The organism is Sulfurimonas lithotrophica (assembly GCF_009258225.1).
Lineage (GTDB): Bacteria > Campylobacterota > Campylobacteria > Campylobacterales > Sulfurimonadaceae > Sulfurimonas > Sulfurimonas lithotrophica.
In genome coordinates this window covers 1,669,513-1,687,398 of record NZ_CP043617.1, presented here as the reverse complement: position 1 = coordinate 1,687,398, position 17,886 = coordinate 1,669,513, and the positions used below count along the sequence as shown (strand labels likewise).

General features: G+C 32.7%; 22 protein-coding genes and 1 pseudogene. 16 read left to right on the top strand and 7 right to left on the bottom strand.

The window, feature by feature from the left end; all coding sequences use genetic code 11:
* Window positions 1-43: 43 nt before the first annotated feature.
* Both FJR48_RS12555 and FJR48_RS12210 read right to left on the bottom strand, forming a co-directional pair.
* A pseudogene (locus FJR48_RS12555) lies at window positions 44-631 on the bottom strand (methyl-accepting chemotaxis protein); the annotation flags it as partial.
* Between the two features lie 558 nt (window positions 632-1,189).
* Window positions 1,190-1,738, bottom strand: a complete 549-nt coding sequence (locus tag FJR48_RS12210) for a hypothetical protein (protein WP_241856043.1) — start codon at window positions 1,736-1,738, stop codon at window positions 1,190-1,192.
* Between the two features lie 62 nt (window positions 1,739-1,800).
* Between FJR48_RS12210 and surE the strand changes: the two genes are divergently transcribed.
* The 16 genes from surE to FJR48_RS08375 are packed head-to-tail and all read left to right on the top strand — an operon-like array spanning window position 1,801 to window position 15,265.
* Window positions 1,801-2,598, top strand: a complete 798-nt coding sequence (surE, locus tag FJR48_RS08450; protein ID WP_241856042.1) for a 5'/3'-nucleotidase SurE — start codon at window positions 1,801-1,803, stop codon at window positions 2,596-2,598.
* Window positions 2,577-3,215, top strand: coding sequence for a ThiF family adenylyltransferase (locus tag FJR48_RS08445; protein ID WP_152307705.1), 639 nt, complete (start codon window positions 2,577-2,579; stop codon window positions 3,213-3,215). Before surE ends, FJR48_RS08445 begins: the two co-directional genes overlap by 22 nt.
* 20 nt (window positions 3,216-3,235) lie before the next feature.
* A complete protein-coding gene (locus FJR48_RS08440; RefSeq protein ID WP_152307704.1) occupies window positions 3,236-3,616 on the top strand; it encodes a hypothetical protein in 381 nt (126 codons plus the stop codon).
* On the top strand, window positions 3,600-3,845 hold the full coding sequence (locus FJR48_RS08435) for a thiamine biosynthesis protein ThiF (protein ID WP_152307703.1): 246 nt from the start codon (window positions 3,600-3,602) through the stop codon (window positions 3,843-3,845). Before FJR48_RS08440 ends, FJR48_RS08435 begins: the two co-directional genes overlap by 17 nt.
* A gap of 40 nt (window positions 3,846-3,885) precedes the next feature.
* Complete coding sequence (gene greA / locus FJR48_RS08430; protein WP_152307702.1) at window positions 3,886-4,383, top strand: transcription elongation factor GreA; 498 nt, start codon at window positions 3,886-3,888, stop codon at window positions 4,381-4,383.
* Window positions 4,370-5,383 carry an N-acetyl-gamma-glutamyl-phosphate reductase gene (argC, locus tag FJR48_RS08425; RefSeq protein WP_188108564.1) on the top strand — a complete coding sequence of 338 codons (1,014 nt, stop codon included), beginning with the start codon at window positions 4,370-4,372 and terminating at the stop codon, window positions 5,381-5,383. The genes greA and argC overlap by 14 nt, the downstream gene beginning before the upstream one ends.
* A gap of 10 nt (window positions 5,384-5,393) precedes the next feature.
* Complete coding sequence (locus tag FJR48_RS08420; protein WP_152307701.1) at window positions 5,394-6,116, top strand: UDP-2,3-diacylglucosamine diphosphatase; 723 nt, start codon at window positions 5,394-5,396, stop codon at window positions 6,114-6,116.
* Between the two features lie 5 nt (window positions 6,117-6,121).
* The gene (locus tag FJR48_RS08415; RefSeq protein ID WP_152307700.1) at window positions 6,122-7,072 is read left to right on the top strand and encodes a chemotaxis protein; all 951 of its coding nucleotides are present in this window, start codon (window positions 6,122-6,124) and stop codon (window positions 7,070-7,072) included.
* 10 nt (window positions 7,073-7,082) lie between these two features.
* On the top strand, window positions 7,083-9,473 hold the full coding sequence (locus tag FJR48_RS08410; RefSeq protein ID WP_152307699.1) for a hybrid sensor histidine kinase/response regulator: 2,391 nt from the start codon (window positions 7,083-7,085) through the stop codon (window positions 9,471-9,473).
* On the top strand, window positions 9,470-9,970 hold the full coding sequence (locus FJR48_RS08405; RefSeq protein ID WP_152307698.1) for a chemotaxis protein CheW: 501 nt from the start codon (window positions 9,470-9,472) through the stop codon (window positions 9,968-9,970). The genes FJR48_RS08410 and FJR48_RS08405 overlap by 4 nt, the downstream gene beginning before the upstream one ends.
* Before the next feature lie 12 nt (window positions 9,971-9,982).
* Window positions 9,983-11,098 carry an MlaE family ABC transporter permease gene (locus FJR48_RS08400; RefSeq protein ID WP_152307697.1) on the top strand — a complete coding sequence of 372 codons (1,116 nt, stop codon included), beginning with the start codon at window positions 9,983-9,985 and terminating at the stop codon, window positions 11,096-11,098.
* A gap of 1 nt (window position 11,099) precedes the next feature.
* Entirely contained in the window at window positions 11,100-11,834 is a 735-nt protein-coding gene (locus FJR48_RS08395) for an ABC transporter ATP-binding protein (RefSeq protein ID WP_152307696.1), read from the top strand.
* Window positions 11,831-12,793 (top strand): MlaD family protein, encoded by a 963-nt coding sequence (locus tag FJR48_RS08390; protein WP_241856040.1) that lies wholly within the window; start codon window positions 11,831-11,833, stop codon window positions 12,791-12,793. Before FJR48_RS08395 ends, FJR48_RS08390 begins: the two co-directional genes overlap by 4 nt.
* Entirely contained in the window at window positions 12,794-13,393 is a 600-nt protein-coding gene (locus FJR48_RS08385) for an ABC-type transport auxiliary lipoprotein family protein (RefSeq protein ID WP_152307695.1), read from the top strand. It begins immediately after the preceding gene.
* Window positions 13,390-14,670, top strand: a complete 1,281-nt coding sequence (locus FJR48_RS08380) for an aminopeptidase P N-terminal domain-containing protein (protein ID WP_152307694.1) — start codon at window positions 13,390-13,392, stop codon at window positions 14,668-14,670. The genes FJR48_RS08385 and FJR48_RS08380 overlap by 4 nt, the downstream gene beginning before the upstream one ends.
* A gap of 1 nt (window position 14,671) precedes the next feature.
* Window positions 14,672-15,265, top strand: a complete 594-nt coding sequence (locus FJR48_RS08375; RefSeq protein ID WP_152307693.1) for an FmdE family protein — start codon at window positions 14,672-14,674, stop codon at window positions 15,263-15,265.
* Window positions 15,266-15,286: 21 nt separating this feature from the next.
* On the opposite strand, the gene FJR48_RS08370 is transcribed toward FJR48_RS08375, so the two are convergent.
* Genes FJR48_RS08370 through FJR48_RS08350 form a run of 5 tightly spaced genes read right to left on the bottom strand, consistent with a single transcriptional unit; the run spans window position 15,287 to window position 17,880 of the window.
* Entirely contained in the window at window positions 15,287-15,724 is a 438-nt protein-coding gene (locus FJR48_RS08370; protein ID WP_152307692.1) for a hypothetical protein, read from the bottom strand.
* On the bottom strand, window positions 15,724-16,023 hold the full coding sequence (locus FJR48_RS08365) for a hypothetical protein (protein ID WP_152307691.1): 300 nt from the start codon (window positions 16,021-16,023) through the stop codon (window positions 15,724-15,726). The genes FJR48_RS08370 and FJR48_RS08365 overlap by 1 nt, the downstream gene beginning before the upstream one ends.
* 15 nt (window positions 16,024-16,038) lie before the next feature.
* Entirely contained in the window at window positions 16,039-16,425 is a 387-nt protein-coding gene (locus FJR48_RS08360; protein ID WP_152307690.1) for a chaperone NapD, read from the bottom strand.
* A gap of 20 nt (window positions 16,426-16,445) precedes the next feature.
* Window positions 16,446-17,393 carry a WD40 repeat domain-containing protein gene (locus FJR48_RS08355; RefSeq protein ID WP_152307689.1) on the bottom strand — a complete coding sequence of 316 codons (948 nt, stop codon included), beginning with the start codon at window positions 17,391-17,393 and terminating at the stop codon, window positions 16,446-16,448.
* Window positions 17,386-17,880 (bottom strand): ferredoxin-type protein NapF, encoded by a 495-nt coding sequence (locus FJR48_RS08350; protein ID WP_152307688.1) that lies wholly within the window; start codon window positions 17,878-17,880, stop codon window positions 17,386-17,388. The genes FJR48_RS08355 and FJR48_RS08350 overlap by 8 nt, the downstream gene beginning before the upstream one ends.
* Window positions 17,881-17,886 lie beyond the last annotated feature (6 nt).

The following is a 17,886-nucleotide window of genomic DNA, read 5'->3' as shown; positions in this document are numbered from 1 at the left end:
AAAGATGTTTTAAGTACTAATTAGAGAGTTTTAATTTTCCGTTGTTTAATGTTTCTTGTGTTTTTTCGGCAAGTTTTCTAACCTCGTCTGCTACAACTGCAAATCCACGACCGTGCTCACCTGCTCGAGCAGCTTCGATTGCAGCATTTAATGCCAGCAAATTTGTCTGATTTGCTATTTGTGAAATAGTATCGAGCATAGCCATAAGCTCTTGACGTTGAGTTTCAAGTTCATTGTCTATTTCAGTTTCTTCCGCTACTGACGGAGTATTTAAAGTGGTTTTATTTAAAACTTCTTCTAATTCGTTTTGAAGAGTTATTATATTTTCTTCTAAAGTGATTATTTTTTTACTCGCATCTTCTAATTTTGATTTTTGTGATTTATGGGTCTGTTTATGTTCGTTTAATTCTTCAGAGAGTTCATTGTTTTTGTCTATAAGTAAGCTGTTTTCTTTTTTTAATTTATCGCTTAATTGTTTATTTTCATTAACTATTTTATTTTGTTCTATATTTTTTTCATTTAATTTAACTTCAAAATCTTTATTTTCTTGTTTGATTAAATATATAGTTTTATCGTTTTTAATCTTTTCATTCTCAATACGGGATACTTTAGAAGCAAAAATAAAGTACATAATCAATACAGTGACAATAAAAGATATTACAGATGATAAAACTATAGATAAAAGCGATGATTCTTTTATAACTTTGTCTTTATAGAGTATTTTATCCTCATAGATTATCTTGTCTTTGTATATGATTTTATCTTTATAGATAACATTATCTTTATCTTTTATTTCAAATTTTTTAGCTTCTGTTTGCTCTATTAGTTTTCTTCCGTCTTCGTTCATTTTTTTATAAAGTTGTTTGATTGCTTTAAGCTCTTTAGAATTTGTTTTTTTATTTAGTTCATCTAAGATGTTTAAAGTTTTTTTCTCAAGTTTTTGCAGAGATTTAGTTTGAGATTTATCGAGTGAGAGAGAAGTTGCTATTTTTTCGTGTGTAGATATTATTAGATAATATAGTTGAACTTTCTCTTCAGTTGTAAGTTTATTTGAAATTTTGTCAATTTTTGAATTAAGCTGTGCGTAACTATTTTCAATTTCATGTGCAGTATCTGCATATATAGATATGCTTAAAATAAGTAATATAAGTAGTGTTTTCATGCTTTGTTAAAGCAAAAAATATACCACTTATGCGTAAATAGATTTGTTAAATTCATCAAACTCTTTAAGTGTTTTTTCTAATAGTTTTTTTGCATCTTCAAATATTTTTTCAATCATACTCTCGCGAGATTCTTTTTGTGGGATCTCTAGCTGATTTATAGAGTTGTCAAACATTTTAACTATGTTGTTTTTAACGTTGTTAGTATTGTTTTCATCCCTTTCTTTGTTAGGGTTAAAAATACCTGCAACTTTATGAGCAAGCTCGGTAACAGGAGTTTTAGGTGCATCTTGGCTTAATTCTTTTAAAAAGTCGTCTATAAAAGGTTGTGCTATTTTCATAAACTCGTCTATCTCTTTTTGGTCTTGTTCATCAATACCGTTGCTTTTTATGGAAAAACTAAAAGACTGCATCGAAGAAAATTCCATATAAGAAGATGAGTTTCCTCCATCTTTTTGGTATCTGATAGATGCTGAACTTTGATTTGAAAAATCCATATTTATCTCATCACCACTGCTTGTACGCATAGCTATATTTAAATCGTGTGCTCTGTAAGAGTCAAGTGCATATGAAGTCATAATTTTTGCCTTAATTTTATTAGATATAATATCGGCGAAAAAAGTAAACAAAGAAGTAAAATATGTCTATGGATGTTTATAATATATTGGTAACAAACGATGACGGCTATGAAGCAAAGGGTTTATTGGAACTTGTAAAAACTTTGAGAGAGATAGAAGGCGTGCGTGTAACGGTTGTCGCTCCGGCTAATGAAAAATCGGCTTGCGGACACTCAATCACACTTGTAAGACCATTGCGTTTTATAGGTATAGACGATGATTTTTTTAAACTAGATGACGGTACTCCGAGTGACTGTGTATATCTGTCTTTAGCATCTATATTTGCAGATAAAAAACCAGATTTACTAATAAGCGGAATAAACCGCGGCTCAAATATGGGTGAAGATATTACTTACAGCGGAACTGCAGCAGGTGCTATGGAAGGTGTACTGCACGATATTCCTTCTATTGCCATAAGTCAGGTTATGGATTTTACAGACCCAAGCGGTGATTTTGAGTTGGCAAGTAATTTTATACAAGATTTAGTAACTAAGATTAAAAACGGTACGTTTCCTTTGCCAAAACGTGAATTTTTAAATATAAATATACCTTTTGATAAAAAAGAGGCTGATGTTAAAGTAACGTATGCAGGTTACAGACACTATGCAAACGATGCACATGCACATAGAAATCCGCGTGGAGAAGAGTTTTACTGGTTAGGTTTGCATCCGCTTGATTTTTCACCGCGAGAAGGGCAAACCAGAATGAGCGATTATGAAGCGATAAAAGCCGGATATATTTCGATAAGCCCTATTATGCTGGATTTGAGTGCATATAAGAGTATGAAAGGTTTGGAGTATTGGCTAAATACGCACGAATAAAAACCCTGCTCAAAGAAGATTTTGTAAAGCTCGAAGATGCAAAAATTATTTTACTCGGTGTCGGCGGAGTCGGAAGTTTTTGTCTTGATTGTTTGATAAGAAGCGGAGTCAAAGATATAACCATAGTTGATTTTGATATGTATGACGAGTCTAATCAAAATCGTCAAATGTGGTCTGAGTTGCATGAAGGCGAGATAAAAGTTGAAGCCCTAAAAGAGCATTATCCAAATTTAAAGATTATAAATCAAAAAATAGATGAAGATTGGGTATGGAACTTTGACTTTGATTCTTATGATTTGGTACTGGATGCAATAGACGATACTAAGGCAAAAATCGCACTTGCACAAAAGTGTTACAAAAAACTAATATCAAGTTTTGGAAGTGCAAAACGTATAGATGCATCAGCTGTAAAAGTAGATGATATTTGGAAAACATATGGAGATAAGTTTGGCTCAAAGATAAGATATGAGCTTAAAAAACGCGGTTTTAAGAAAAAGTATAAAGTTATATTTTCTTCAGAAGAGGCACGTGTTAAAGAAAAGGGGTCTTTTATGGGAGTTACCGCTACTTTTGGACTTTTTATGTGCAGTGAAGCTCTAAAAAGATTAATAAAATAGATAAATTATAAAGGAAACGATTGTTTGATTTTTTAGATAGCGACTGGTTTAATATAGGTTTGGAGATAGTTTTTTTACTTTTAATCTCTTACGATATAAAAAAATACAAAGAGACTAAGAAAAAAGAGTATATTACAAATATTGTACTAACTATAGGTTTTGCCATCTGGGTACTGTATCCGTACTATAAAAGCTACTTTGGCTGGGAGGAGTCTCAAAAATCAGAGCTTATCTCTACCTGCGTAGATGCAAATGATACAAAAACATGTAAGTGCGTCGATGAGGCTATATTTAAAGAATATACATACGATGAGTATAAACTTTTAGATAAAAATTCAACAGAATATAAAGAATTTACAAAAGAAGCGAAAGAAGATTGTTTAGATGATAGCTGGTTTTGAGGATAAACTTGCATGTGAGGGTATAGTCGGTGACGGATGCGGCGGCGGACGTGTATTTTATATAGATGCACAAACACTTTATGCATATGATCCTATAACAAAAGAAAGTACAAAACTTTTAGACAAAGTTATAGATGCAAAAAGTATCTCAAAAAAAGCCTGTATTATTACCATAGAGTGTAAAGATGAAACTATAAGATTTGATTTATCTCTTCTTCATAAAATTTGATATAATCATAAACTAAAAAAATAATTGAGAAAGTATTAAGATGCAAAAAGTTGAACCTATGACACTGTTTGGATATAACAAACTACAAGCAGAAGTAAAAGAATTAAAAGAAGTTAAACGCCCTGCAGTTGTTAAGGCTATTGAAGAAGCGGTGGAACAAGGGGATTTAAAAGAAAATGCCGAATATCATGCCGCAAAAGAGGACCAAAAAAATATAGACAACCGTTTAGCTGAACTAGCTGAAATAATCGGTAATGCACAGATAGTAGATCCGAGTGAGCTGGAACATTCTCGTGTATCTTTTGGTTCAACAGTAGTTTTAGAGGATTTAGACAGTGGAGAAGAGATGACTTACACTATCGTCGGCGGTAGTGAATCTAATCCGGAGATGGGGCTTATTTCATTTTCATCGCCTCTAGCTAAACAACTTTTGGGAAAAGAAGAAGGAGATGACTTTAAAGTTCGTCTTCCAGGCGGTGAAAAAGAGTTGGAGATATTAGAGGTTAGATATCAGGAGATAGTTTTTGAAACACATTAATGTCGGAGTGGTTGGAGCCAGTGGTTATACAGGTATAGAATTAATAAAAATACTTATAAACCATCCTATTTTTAATATAAACTATGTTGCAACAAGTACGGGCGATACTGAGCTGGATATATTGCATCCGTCTTTGAAAGACGTGTTTTCCTGCAGTGTTGAAAAAGCTGATACGAAAGAGATTGAAAAAAGATGTGAACTTGTTTTTTTAGCACTTCCGCATCAGGCATCTATGGGTTTTGCAAAAGATTTGATAAATAACGGTGTGAAAATCGTTGATTTATCAGCCGATTATAGACTTGAACTGGAAACTTACGAGAAACACTATTGTCCACATGAAGATAAAGAGCATCTAAGTCAGGCAGTTTACGGTTTGCCTGAACTTTACCGTGAAGATATTAAAAAAAGCTCACTTGTAGCAAATCCCGGTTGTTATCCTACTGCATCTATTCTTGGATTGATTCCTTTTACCAAATATATAGATGAAAACTTTCCAATTTTCATAGATGCAAAAAGCGGTGTTAGCGGTGCTGGTAAAAAATGTAATGAATCAACACACTATATAAGCATCAACGAAAATATATTTGCATATAAGGTATTAAACCACAGACATGAACCGGAGATAAAAGAGAAGCTTTTTCAACAAAGTTCTAAAGACTTTGATATCAATTTTGTACCGCACTTAATCCCTGCAACCCGTGGTGAGCTTATAGATGCATATATGCTTTTAAATGAAGATATAGATCCGATAGCCGTGCTAAAAGAGTTTTATAAAGATGAACCTTTTGTAAGAATATTTGATAAACCCGTAGATATAAAATCATGTAGTGGGACAAATTTTTGCGATATATATGCACAAAAAAAAGGTAATAAGCTTTATGTAAACAGTGCCGTAGATAATATCCTTCGCGGCTCATCATCTCAAGCAGTTGCAAATGCAAATCTTATGTGCGGATTGGATGAGGATTTAGCATTACCTATCATCGCTTATGTACCTTAAAGGTTAATAAGTGATTGAGATAAAAGAGGGTGCATTTATAGTCTCGGATGCACATTACTCACGCAAACGCCTTGAGCTTCTAAATTTTTTCAAAGATATTCAAAATAAAAAATTAAAACCTACTCAACTTATTTTGATGGGTGATATGTTTGATTTATTATTTGGCGGTATTAACAGGACTGTAAAAAGAAATCAGGAATTGGTAGATATTTTAAATGAGATTTCCAAAGATATAGAACTTATTTATTTAGAAGGAAATCATGATTTTAACCTAAAAAAAGTATTTAAAAATGCAAAAGTATTTAAAATATCCCAGCAGCCTGTTGAATGTGTAACAAATGGGAAAAAAACATATTTGGCACACGGAGATTTTGCGTCAAATACGGGATATAAAGTATATACGGCTGTTATTAGAAACAGATTTGTACTTTTTGTTTTAAATATTATAAATATAATTTTTAATAACATCATATTAAAAAAATTGGATTTTTATTTAGATAAAAAAGATGATTGTAATACAATAGAAAATTTTGAAAAGATAATTAAAAACAGACTCGATGAAAAGTTTGAATGTGAGTATTTTATTGAAGGACATTTCCATCAAAATAAGAAGATAGAGTTTGAAAAATTTCACTATATAAACTTAGCAGCTTTTGCTTGCAATCAAAGATATTTTATTGTAAGATTTGCTAACAAAGAGTTATTGCATAGCAATAAATACTTGGGGGACTAAAAAATATGATGAATGATGATTCACTAAAAGTTGGCTCAAATGAGATGGAGCTCGTTGATTTTCGTATATTCAAACAGCAGGATGATGATATATATGAAGGGATATATGGAATAAACGTTTCAAAAGTCCGTGAAATTATCAAAATGCCGAAATTAACGGAATTACCCGGTACTCCTGAATTTATAGAAGGTATATTTGATCTGCGCGATGTAGTAATACCTGTAGTAAATTTAGCTAAGTGGATGGGAGTTAGCGAACCTGAAGAGGCTGAAAAGAATGCCCGCGTTATTATTACGGAGTTTAATAATGTGCTTATTGGATTCATAGTCCATGATGCAAAGCGTATTAGACGTATAAATTGGAATGATATCGAGCCTGCTTCATTTGCAAGCGGTAGCGGTGAGCTTGACGGTAGTAAGATTACGGGTGTTACTAAAATAGAAGACGACAGTGTACTTCTTATACTTGACTTGGAAAGCGTAGTTCAAGAACTTGGTCTGTATGAACCTGATGTTGATGATATTATGCACAGAACAGACGATGAAGAAAAATTTAGCGGTATAGCCCTTATTTTGGATGATAGTGCTACGGCTAGAAAAATAGTTAAAGATGCCTTAGAAAAAATGGGCTTTAGTGTTATTGAAGCCATAGACGGAGAGGACGGTCTTGGAAAACTAGACGAACTTTATAATACATACGGAGAAAATTTAGATAGAAATCTAAAAATTATCATTTCCGATGTTGAGATGCCTCGTATGGACGGTTTTCACTTTGCTGCAAATACAAAATCAGACGGAAGATTTAAAAATATACCGATAGTATTTAACTCGTCTATCAGTGATCATTTTAGTGAAGGCAGAGGTTTAGAAGCCGGTGGTGAGGCTTATTTGGTTAAGTTCCAAGGCGGAGCATTTTATGATGAAGTGTCACGTATAGTTCGTGCACATATGAAATAGGAGTGTAAATATGGATGAATTTCAAGAGATACTGCAGGACTTTTTAGTTGAGTCTTTTGAATTGGTTGAAAAACTGGATGAAGACCTTGTAGAACTGGAGTCAAATCCGGAAGATTTAGAACTGTTAAACGGAATATTTCGTGTAGCACATACCGTTAAGGGTGCTTCTTCATTTTTAAATATGGATGTTTTAACCCATTTAACACACCATATGGAAAATATCTTAAATAAAGCTAGACACGGTGAACTTGTAATTACGCCTGATGTTATGGACGTTATTTTAGAATCAGTTGATTTGATGAAACAGTTGTTAGAAACTATTCGCGATACTAGTACCGATGCCGGTGTAGATGTTAGCGAATGTGTGGCAAGATTAGATAAGATAGACGGAGGGGACGGTAATGTTGAAACTCCTGAATCATCTGCCGCTCCGATAGAACAAGAAGAAGTTGTTGAAGAAACTTCGTCTTCTAATGATGATGAACCTGATTATGAAAATATGAGCGATGAGGATGTTGAAGCTGAGATAGAAAGACTTTTAGCCGAGCGTCAAGCTGAAGACAAAGCAAAAAGAGAGGCTAAAATCGCTTCAGGTGAGAGTGTCCCTGAAGCTCCTCCTTCACCTGAAGAAGTTGAAGAGGAAAATGATATACCTGAACCGGTTGCAGCACCTGTAGCAGCTAAAAATACTTCTGCCAAAAAAGAAGATTTTAAAGAGGATTCTTCAAAAGCTGCTCCTGCTAAAAAAACCCAAACTGTTGAACAGACTATCCGTGTGGATGTTAAAAGACTTGACCACTTAATGAATCTTATTGGTGAACTTGTACTTGCTAAAAATAGATTAATCAAAATTAATGATGATGTCGAAGAACGTTATGAGGGTGAAGAATTTTTAGAAGAACTTAATCAGGTAGTATCTATAGTTTCTCTTGTTACGACTGACTTGCAGATAGCGGTTATGAAAACAAGAATGCTACCTGTGGGTAAAGTATTTAATAAGTTCCCAAGAATGATTCGTGATTTAACTCGTGAATTAAACAAAAAAATAGAACTTGAAATATCAGGTGAGGATACTGAACTTGATAAATCTATTGTTGAGGAGATAGGTGATCCGTTAGTACATATTATTCGCAATTCATGTGACCACGGTATAGAAAACCCTGATGTTCGTTTGGCTGCCGGTAAAGATGAACAGGGTACAATCAAGCTAAAAGCTTATAATGAAGGTAATCAGATTGTTATCCAGATAGATGACGACGGAAAAGGTCTTGATGCAGATATGTTAAAAGACAAATCTATAGAAAAAGGGATTATTACCGAAAAAGAAGCAGACATGATGTCTGATAAAGAAGCATTTGCTCTCATCTTTAAACCAGGTTTCTCAACCGCTGCACAAGTGACTAACGTAAGTGGTCGCGGTGTTGGTATGGATGTTGTTAAAACAAATATCGAAAAGTTAAACGGTATAATAGATATAGACTCTGAACTAGGTTCAGGTACATCTATAAAATTAAAAATACCTCTAACTCTTGCAATTATTCAAGCTCTTTTAGTCGGTGTTCAAGAAGAAGCTTATGCAATTCCGCTTGCTTCGGTTATGGAGACTGTTAGAATTTCAACGGATGAGATATATACGGTTGAAGGTAGAAGTGTTATGAGACTTCGTGATGAAGTTTTATCGCTTGTTCATATAGGAGATATTTTTGAAGTTGAGCGTATTATAGACGGTGGAGAACACGCATACGTAGTGGTCCTTGGTCTTGGTGCTCAAAAACTCGGACTAATTGTTGATACCCTTGTCGGTCAAGAAGAGATAGTTATTAAATCTCTTGGTGAATACTTAAAAGGAATTGACGGAATTGCGGGTGCGACCATTCGTGGTGACGGTGGTGTTACGCTTATTGTTGATGTCGTAGCACTTATGGAGATGGCAAAAAATGTAAAATCAAGTGTAAACCAAGCTTCACTTCAAAATGAAGCTGCGGCTTCTAAGGAAAAAACACAAGCAAGCGACTATGCTGTTATGATTGTAGATGATTCAAAAACAGATAGAACAATTATGAGAAAAGCGATAGAACCGTTAGGAATAACACTCGTAGAAGCGGGTGACGGTCAAGAAGCGTTAAATATCTTAAAGCAGGGTGATCATAATTTTGATGCTATGCTAATTGATATCGAGATGCCGAGAATGGATGGATATACTTTAGCTACGGAGATTAAAAAATATAACAGATATAAAAATCTACCACTTATTGCGGTAACTTCACGTACTGGTAAATCTGACCGTATGCGTGGTGTAGAGAGTGGAATGGTTGAGTATATTACTAAACCGTATTCATCAGATTATTTATCAAGCGTAGTTCAAAGAAACGTAAACTTTAAATCGGAGTTCCTATCATGAGTGACAAATTAAAAGATGTAATAAACAAGCAAAATGCGCAGCAAAATCAGGACGATAGTTTAACTCAACTGGATGATATAGTTCAACTTGTCGGATTTATTATAGGTGATGAAGAATACGCAGTGCCTATTTTATCTATTCAAGAGATTATTAAACCTTTTTCATGGACACGTGTACCGCAAGTTCCACCTTACGTAAAAGGTGTTTTTAATATGCGTGGAGCTGTTATTCCACTGATAGATTTGCGCTTAAAATTTGGTTTGAGTGAACAAAAACATAATGATGAGACACGCTTTATCGTTATGAAACACGGTGATGAAGTGGCAGGATTTGTTATAGATAGACTGACTATGGCACTTCGTATCAAAAAGGATAATATAGGACCTGCACCAGATACTATTAATGCAGAAGATTCTTTAATAGACGGTGTTGGTAAAGAGAAAGACAGAATCATAACTATATTAAAACCCGATAAACTTTTACAAAGAGATTTTTAACTCTTTAGCATAATGGATGCAAAACTAGATATAACACATAGCGGTAATGAGCTCACCTTTATTTTTAGAGGTGAGTTTAGTTTGTATAATATATCGGGTTATGAAAAAAAGATTAATACACTCGACCTTTCTTCATATACACATATAAATATAGATATAAATACACTTACTTATTTAGATACGTCGGCATCTATATTTTTAAATATATTTATGCAAAAATTAAATAAAAATAACATCTCTTATAATCTTATTTGTAGTTCATCAGAATTCTTAGATACACTTAATTTGGCGAATAAGTATGCTGATAAAACTACACCCGTTAAACAAAGAAAAAAAAACTTTTTGGAAAATATAGGTAAAGAGTCTTTTGAAAATTTTATGGGTTTATTAGATTTTTTTGCTTTTTTAGGAAAACTCTTCTCTACAAAACTTAATTTAATACATAATTTTAAATCGATAAGATATAAAGAGATTGCTTTTGAAATAAATGAAAGTGCAATTAAAGCTTTTGGTATTATAGCATTAACAAGTTTTTTAATAGGGCTTGTAGTAGCTTATCAAGGGGCATACCAGTTAAAAACCTACGGAGCTAGTATATTTATAGTAGATATGCTCGGAATATCGATTTTGCGTGAACTATCTCCGATTATTACGGCAATAGTAATAGCCGGACGAAGCGGTAGTGCATATACCGCTCAAATCGGTGCTATGAAAATCACTGAAGAATTAGATGCAATGCGTACAATGGGTTTTGATCCATATCTTTTTTTGGTATTGCCTAGAATTATTGCACTTATGATTATGATGCCTATACTAATATTTTTCTCGGATATTATGGCTATGGTTGGTGGAATGATTGTAGCAAATGTTGATTTGGATATTACCGTAAATATGTTTTTAGATAGATTTTTGATAGCAATTGATATAAAACATTTTTACGTAGGGATTTTTAAAGGTCCGTTTTTTGCATTTTTAATAGCAACTATAGGGATTTACAGAGGGATGGCTGTAAAAGACGATACTCAAAGCATCGGGTTCAATACTACAAAAAGTGTAGTTGAATCAATATTTGCAGTTATTATGTGTGATGCGGTATTTTCCATAATTTTTACAAATCTAGGTATATAAAATGAGTATTATCAGTGTAAAAAATGTTGAGACAAAATTTGGAGAGAGATTAATACATGAAGATTTAAATCTAGATATAAAAAAAGGTGATATATATGGTCTTTTAGGTCCAAGCGGATGCGGAAAAACAACACTTTTACGTGAAATGGTAATGCTTCAAAAATACTCGCGCGGTTCAATAAATGTCCTTGGATATGATTTAAATAATATAACTCACGATCAGGCTCAATCTCTTAGACGGCAATGGGGCGTTTTATTTCAAGCAGGGGCACTTTTTTCATCTTTGAGTGTTGCTGAAAATATAGCTCTTGGTTTAGAAGAATATACCGATTTAGATAAAAAAATGATAGATGAAATCGTTGCATTTAAGATTAACCTTGTGGGACTAAAACAATCCGACGGTGAACTTTTCCCTTCCCAAATATCAGGAGGAATGAAAAAAAAAGCTGCACTTGCACGTGCCTTGGCACTTGATCCTAAACTTTTGTTTTTAGATGAGCCGACAAGTGGATTAGATCCTATATCTGCCAGAGATTTTGATTCGCTTATTTTGAAACTCCATGAACTTTTGGGTTTGACTATAGTGATGGTATCTCATGATTTAAAGTCTATTTACGATACATTAGATAAAATAGCCGTAATAGATAATAAAAAAATTATTTATGAGGGTTCACTTGATAATATTAAAAATCAAAAAAGTGAATTTATACGTACATTTTTTAAGGCAAATCTGTGAATAATAAAGTTAATTATACGCTTATCGGTATATTGGTAATAATCGGATTTGCACTTATTGTTATATTTTCTTACTGGTTGCTTCAACCCTCGGAAGAAAAATCTATTAAAAAATATTATATATATTTTAACGAATCTGTACTTGGACTAAATTTGGAAGCTCCTGTAAAATATCGTGGCATCAATGTTGGTAAAGTAACAAGTATAGAAATAAATCCCAAAAATTCCGAACAAGTTCAAGTTGTAGTAACTATAATAAAATCTACACCTATAAAAACTACTACAAGAGCAAAACTCACTTCGCAAGGTATTACGGGTCTTAGTTATATTAACTTGTTAATGGGTAAAAACGGTACTGAATTATTAAAAAATAACGGTGAAGAAAAATATCCTGTTATCAAAACTACCCCTAGTTTTTTTGAAACTATAGAGCAGTCATTTGGCAGTGTCTCTACAAATCTTTCAAAAACACTAAGCGGTACGCAGGAACTTTTAAATGATGAAAATCAAAAACAGATAGGGATTATACTTAACCGTTCCGCAAAATTTATGGATAAGTTAGAGAAGATGTTAAACGATAAAACTCTTGAACATTTTCAAAGCAGTATGAAAAATATAGACGATGCAAGTCAAAAAATAAACACAATGATGCCAAAAATCGAAAACTTTATAGATAATAGTGTCGCATGGGAAAATAAACTAGCAAATAACTTTAAAGTTATCATGCAAAGTTATATGGGGATAAGAGAGTCCATGGATGTATTTAAAGCATCCGTTGCAAACGGTGACTTTAATATAAAAGAGATAACAAGTGATGTAATTCCAAGTTTAAATTCTACGCTTTTAGAGCTACAAGAATTGATTATAAGCTTAGACTCTCTTATGGAGCAGTATGAAAAAAGTCCGGGAGATATACTTTTTAAGACACAAGAGATAAATAAAGGACCGGGAGAAAAATAGATGAGTAAGATATATATATTATTAACTTTAGTGCTTGTTTTTAGTAGTTGTTCCACTTCCGTACCTACAATCGTAAAGTATAAAGTAGCTTCAAACGTAGATATAAATAAGTTTGAAGCTACAAAATGTAAGTCAAAAAGTGTAAAAGTATCTTCTGTTTTAACAAGTTCAAGTTTGATGTCAAAAGATATGAGTTACGTGCAAGGAGATTCTAAAGTTTTTGAATACTCAGAATCTGCTTGGTTAAATAATCCAAACCTTTCAGTTTCAAGAGAGCTTGTAAAGATGTTAAGGGATATAGATATTTATAAAAGTGTTCAAGAGGTAAAATCTAGAAGTAAAAGTGATTTGATTATAGAGAGTACTTTAGAAGATTTTATGCAGTATTATTCAAATGATTTAAAAAGCTCATTTGCAGTAGTTCAAATAAACTTAACAGTAATAGACTCTAAAACAAATGAAGTTCTTTTGTCAAAAACATTTAAATCAAAAATAAAAACAAAAAGTTTAGATGCAAAAGGTGGAGTAAAAGCATTGAATTTAGCGCTTAAAAAGGTACTTGAAGATAGCTCGGCTTGGTTAATAGAGGGATGTAAGTGATAAAAGAAGAAGAATACAAAAGAAGAAGAGATTATTTAGCATCTAAGATGTCTAAAAACAGTGTCGGGGTATTATTTAGTTCAAGTTATAAAACTCGTTCAAACGATACGGAGTATCCATTTAGACAAGATAGTAATTTTTATTATATGAGTGGATTTAAAGAAGATAACTCTATTTTAGTTCTTATAAAAAAAAATAAAAAATACAAATCAGTTTTATTTGTAAATAAAAAAGATAAAACACAAGAACTTTGGAACGGTAAACGTCTGGGTAAAGAGGAAGCTAAAAAAAAATTTTTAGTTGATGAGGTATATACAAAAGATGAGTTTGAAAAGAAGTTCAAAATTTTTTTAGAAGGTAAAAACAGTTTATATTTTGATTTTAAACTTGACTATTCAAAAGTAAAAATTTTAAAAAGATATGCCAAAAGTTTATCTGTTCATAAAAATATAGCAAAAGTAATTGAGAAGATGCGCCTGATTAAATCGGATGCAGAAATAAAACTTATAAAAAAAGCTATTGAAATTACAAAAGAAGCCCATACAAAGGTAATGAAACTTAATAAAAGTGAAAAAAAAGAGTATCATCTGCAAGCTGATATAGAGTATATATTTAAAAGTCGCGGTGCATACAGTGATGCATATACATCTATAGTAGCAGGTGGAAATAATGCAAATACTTTGCATTATATTGATAATAATCAATATTTAAAAGACGGTGATTTGATATTATTAGACGCAGGTTGTGAATATGAATATTACGCAAGTGATATCACAAGAACTATACCGGTTAACGGAAAATATACGGATGAGCAAAAAAAGGTTTATAACTTAGTTTTAAAAGCTCAAAAAGAAGTTTTTGAAGCTATATCACCCGGGGTTACAAGAACAAAATTGCAAGAAGTTGCGGTTAAGTCTATAACAAAAGCACTAATAGAACTCGGTGTGTTAAAAGGTGATGTTAAAAAGCTTATAAAAAATGAAAAATATAAACCTTATTATCCACACGGTATAGGACATTGGATGGGATTAGACGTTCATGACAGCTGTCCGTACAAAGATGAAAAAGGTAAAGAGATAGTTTTGGCAAAAGGTATGGTTTTGACAATAGAACCGGGAATATACCTAGATGCAGATGATAAAAATGTACCAAAAAAATATCGTGGAATAGGTATTCGTATAGAAGACGATATATTAATCACTGAAAACGGATATGAGAACTTATCATTTGGTATAGCAAAAACTATTGAAGATATAGAAAGTTTAAAAGGAAAATAATATGAAATACCCTGAGTTTTTTGATAAAGTTCAAACAATAACGCTTAGAGATGATTTGGCAGACTTTTTGGGAAGTGTTGAAGACGGTATAGTCGAGTTTAGTTATTTAGATGTTGTAAAAAGTGCAGGTCACTCTTGTCCAACGGTAGCCGGTGCATATATCATGTGTTTAGTAGGACTTAAAGAGTTGTATAAAGATGAACTTCCTGTTCGCGGTGAGATTTTAATAGAGTTTGCCGAAGATGAAAATGAAGGAGTTGCCGGAGTAATAGCAAATGTAATGAGCCAAATTACGGGTGCTACAAAAACTCTTGGATTTAAAGGTATAGCAGGCGAGTATGTAAGACATTCACTAGTTAGTTTTAATGCAGAGATAGATTCAAGCGTTAAGTTTATAAGAAACGATACAATGCAGAGTGTTGAGGTTGTTTATAACCCAGGTGTTGTGCCTCCTAAACCCGAACAAGGCGAGCTTATGCAAAAGTTACTTATGAATTTTGCAAGTGAAGAAGAAGCAAAAGAGTTTAAAAAATTATGGCAGGGAAGAGTAGAAGCAATATTTAACAATATTGATAAAGTTACAAGTATCAAATAAAAGGAGTTTTCCTTTTATTTACTACTCATCATACGAGTAAGACCAGCCGGTAAGACCTTCTATTTTGGCCTCATAAAAATTATCGGAATCACCTAAAAAATCTATTACGTGCATAACTGTATGGGGTATTGACATTTGATCCTCAGGCTTAATCAGAAGAAGTGGCATCGGAGTGTCCTGAGCTTCACTTTTTCCAAAACCTACAGGCATAAGTTGACTCATAACTTCAGATGGATTGGTAATATTATTCTCATCACAAAACTTATCTAAAATTGCATCTTTTATGTCTTGCGTAAATTTATCTTGAGTATTTAAAAATATAGTGAATTGAATAGGTGTATCTTTAAAGTGACTAGGTGCGGGGGTAGCAAGTATTGCATACTCTACATTTTTTAAATGTGCCTCTATCTCTATAGGGTCTAGGTAAGTGTCTGTATTTATAGCGTGAGCTACGGGCATTATTTCTTATCCTCGTCTTTGATAAGTTTTTCACCCATTTGCTCTTCTATTTCAGCTTGAATATTTGCCATTTCCTGACGTATTTCATCCATGAAGTGAGGTGGGACGTCATCATCTTTTGACCAGTTTACTTTGTCTATATTACCACCATAATCATCTCCGAGTTCTTTTATCTGTTCTTGATATTCTTTCATATCGTTACAAATAACCACTCTCTCGTCAACAGTGTCCTTAAGCTCTATTGCCCAACCGTCTCTTGCTTTATTTAGAATTACTTTACTTTCAAAAATTACAGCCACTAAAAATTTCCTTTATTATCTTTTTGTTTTATCAAATTGTCTTGCAAAACCTTCTAGGTCTTTTTTCTTTAAATCACCGTTGTATATAATATCTTCAGGTTTTAAGTCATGATCGTTTAACATCTTAGGAACGGCATCGCCGTTTTCGATTTGCTGCATATGTGCATCTAGTTCATCTTCAGAATAAGCCATTTGCATATCTGCCGAAATAACATGAGGTATAGCTTCTATTACACGAAGTTTTTTAAGCTCTTGCTCAACGCCTTCTCCTTCTATTGTAACAATAACACGACCTTTTTCATCATGCAGATGGTAATCACACTCCGGAGTGTTTTTTAAAGTCTCTACAACTTCGTCTAAATATTTAGGTAGTGTTTGAACTACTATACTTGAAATATTCATTTTATATCCTTTAATTAGTTTTATTTTATCTTATAAAGATTAATAGTTTTATCGTCACTTGCTCCAAGCATACGATTTTCATCTATAAATACTATATTGGTAAGTGTCATTTTGTTGTCTGTATATGTACCGATTTTTCTTTTGGTAATCGTGTTAAAGACTGAAATGTTATTATTTTCATCACTTGAATATCCTGCAAGTTTTCCGCTTGGAGACAAACCGACACTGTATATTAAAAAGTTTGCTTCTTTGTAATATGCAGAATCAAATTTAGTAGCATATATAACTACACGTCTATCTTGCCCGGCTGTTGCAATAATTCCGTTTTTATAATCTACTTGAAAAACATTATCTAAATTTTGTCCTTTTAATTTTTTTAATATTTTTCCGTCTTTAGCAGACATGATTTTTAAAATACCGCTCTCATCGGCGATAACAATTTCACTTTTATCTTCATTTATAACTAGGTTTGAAAATTTAGCGCCGCTTGCTTGATTTGTCCAGTTTCTCTTTTTTGTTTTTATATCAAAAGAGATAATCTCATTGCTTAAAAGCCCAAATACTATAGTGTTTTTATTTATAAATTTAGCTTTTATTATCGCCATATAACTTGACTCATCTATTATAGAAGTCAGTTTTTCATTTTCATATATAAAAGCTCTGCTGTAACCGCCTGAACCTTGTGACAATATAAGTAACTTATCATCTATCTTATCTACGGAGTATATTTTTGCATCTACCATATCACCCATAAAATCTTTTATTTTAGGAAGCGTTATACTCTTTACTTTTTTTTGTGTGTTTATATCAAATATATCTACAATTCCGGCAGAAGTAGCACTATAAATTTTGTCTTTATTGGTTATTAAATCAACAACTCCGCCGCTTGACACAAATTTGGCCGATGGTTTTATTTGTGCAGAATATACACTGCTTAGTATTAGAAAAAATAAAATTACTTTACGCATTTTTAACCTTTACTTCTATTGCATCTACGGGACATCTGTTTATACAAAAACCGCAAGATGTGCATCTGTCGTTTATTTCAGCCATAAACATAGCTTTAAAGTCTATTGCCCTATCCAAACAAGGATCTTTACACGAAAAACACATAGTATGGTTCCAACTTAAACATTTGTCTTGGTTTATTGTTATTATAGCATTTATATTTTGCTTGTCTTCAATATTTAAAACACCAAATTCACAAGCTTTAACACATTCATCACAAAAAGTACAACCGTTTTGGTTAAATACTATATATGGACTTCCGTCTTCTGATATTTTTATAATCTCTTCTTCACAAACAGTGTCGCATTTAGATGTACACTTATGACACTCATTGCGAAAGAGAGCTTCATCTTTAAAGTATGGTGGTCTTAAAAATGAAGTTTTTTTCTCTGGGGCTTCACCTTTTAGTGAAGCTCCAATAGAGGAAAATAGTTCTCTTCTTTCCAAAATTTT

Coding starts and splice junctions, on each gene's coding strand:
- FJR48_RS12210 (WP_241856043.1), bottom strand. CDS start 1,738: ATGACTTCATATGCACTTGACTCTTACAGAGCACACGATTTAAATATA.
- surE (WP_241856042.1), top strand. CDS start 1,801: ATGTCTATGGATGTTTATAATATATTGGTAACAAACGATGACGGCTAT.
- FJR48_RS08435 (WP_152307703.1), top strand. CDS start 3,600: ATGATAGCTGGTTTTGAGGATAAACTTGCATGTGAGGGTATAGTCGGT.
- greA (WP_152307702.1), top strand. CDS start 3,886: ATGCAAAAAGTTGAACCTATGACACTGTTTGGATATAACAAACTACAA.
- FJR48_RS08415 (WP_152307700.1), top strand. CDS start 6,122: ATGATGAATGATGATTCACTAAAAGTTGGCTCAAATGAGATGGAGCTC.
- FJR48_RS08410 (WP_152307699.1), top strand. CDS start 7,083: ATGGATGAATTTCAAGAGATACTGCAGGACTTTTTAGTTGAGTCTTTT.
- FJR48_RS08405 (WP_152307698.1), top strand. CDS start 9,470: ATGAGTGACAAATTAAAAGATGTAATAAACAAGCAAAATGCGCAGCAA.
- FJR48_RS08400 (WP_152307697.1), top strand. CDS start 9,983: ATGGATGCAAAACTAGATATAACACATAGCGGTAATGAGCTCACCTTT.
- FJR48_RS08395 (WP_152307696.1), top strand. CDS start 11,100: ATGAGTATTATCAGTGTAAAAAATGTTGAGACAAAATTTGGAGAGAGA.
- FJR48_RS08385 (WP_152307695.1), top strand. CDS start 12,794: ATGAGTAAGATATATATATTATTAACTTTAGTGCTTGTTTTTAGTAGT.
- FJR48_RS08375 (WP_152307693.1), top strand. CDS start 14,672: ATGAAATACCCTGAGTTTTTTGATAAAGTTCAAACAATAACGCTTAGA.
- FJR48_RS08370 (WP_152307692.1), bottom strand. CDS start 15,724: ATGCCCGTAGCTCACGCTATAAATACAGACACTTACCTAGACCCTATA.
- FJR48_RS08360 (WP_152307690.1), bottom strand. CDS start 16,425: ATGAATATTTCAAGTATAGTAGTTCAAACACTACCTAAATATTTAGAC.
- FJR48_RS08355 (WP_152307689.1), bottom strand. CDS start 17,393: ATGCGTAAAGTAATTTTATTTTTTCTAATACTAAGCAGTGTATATTCT.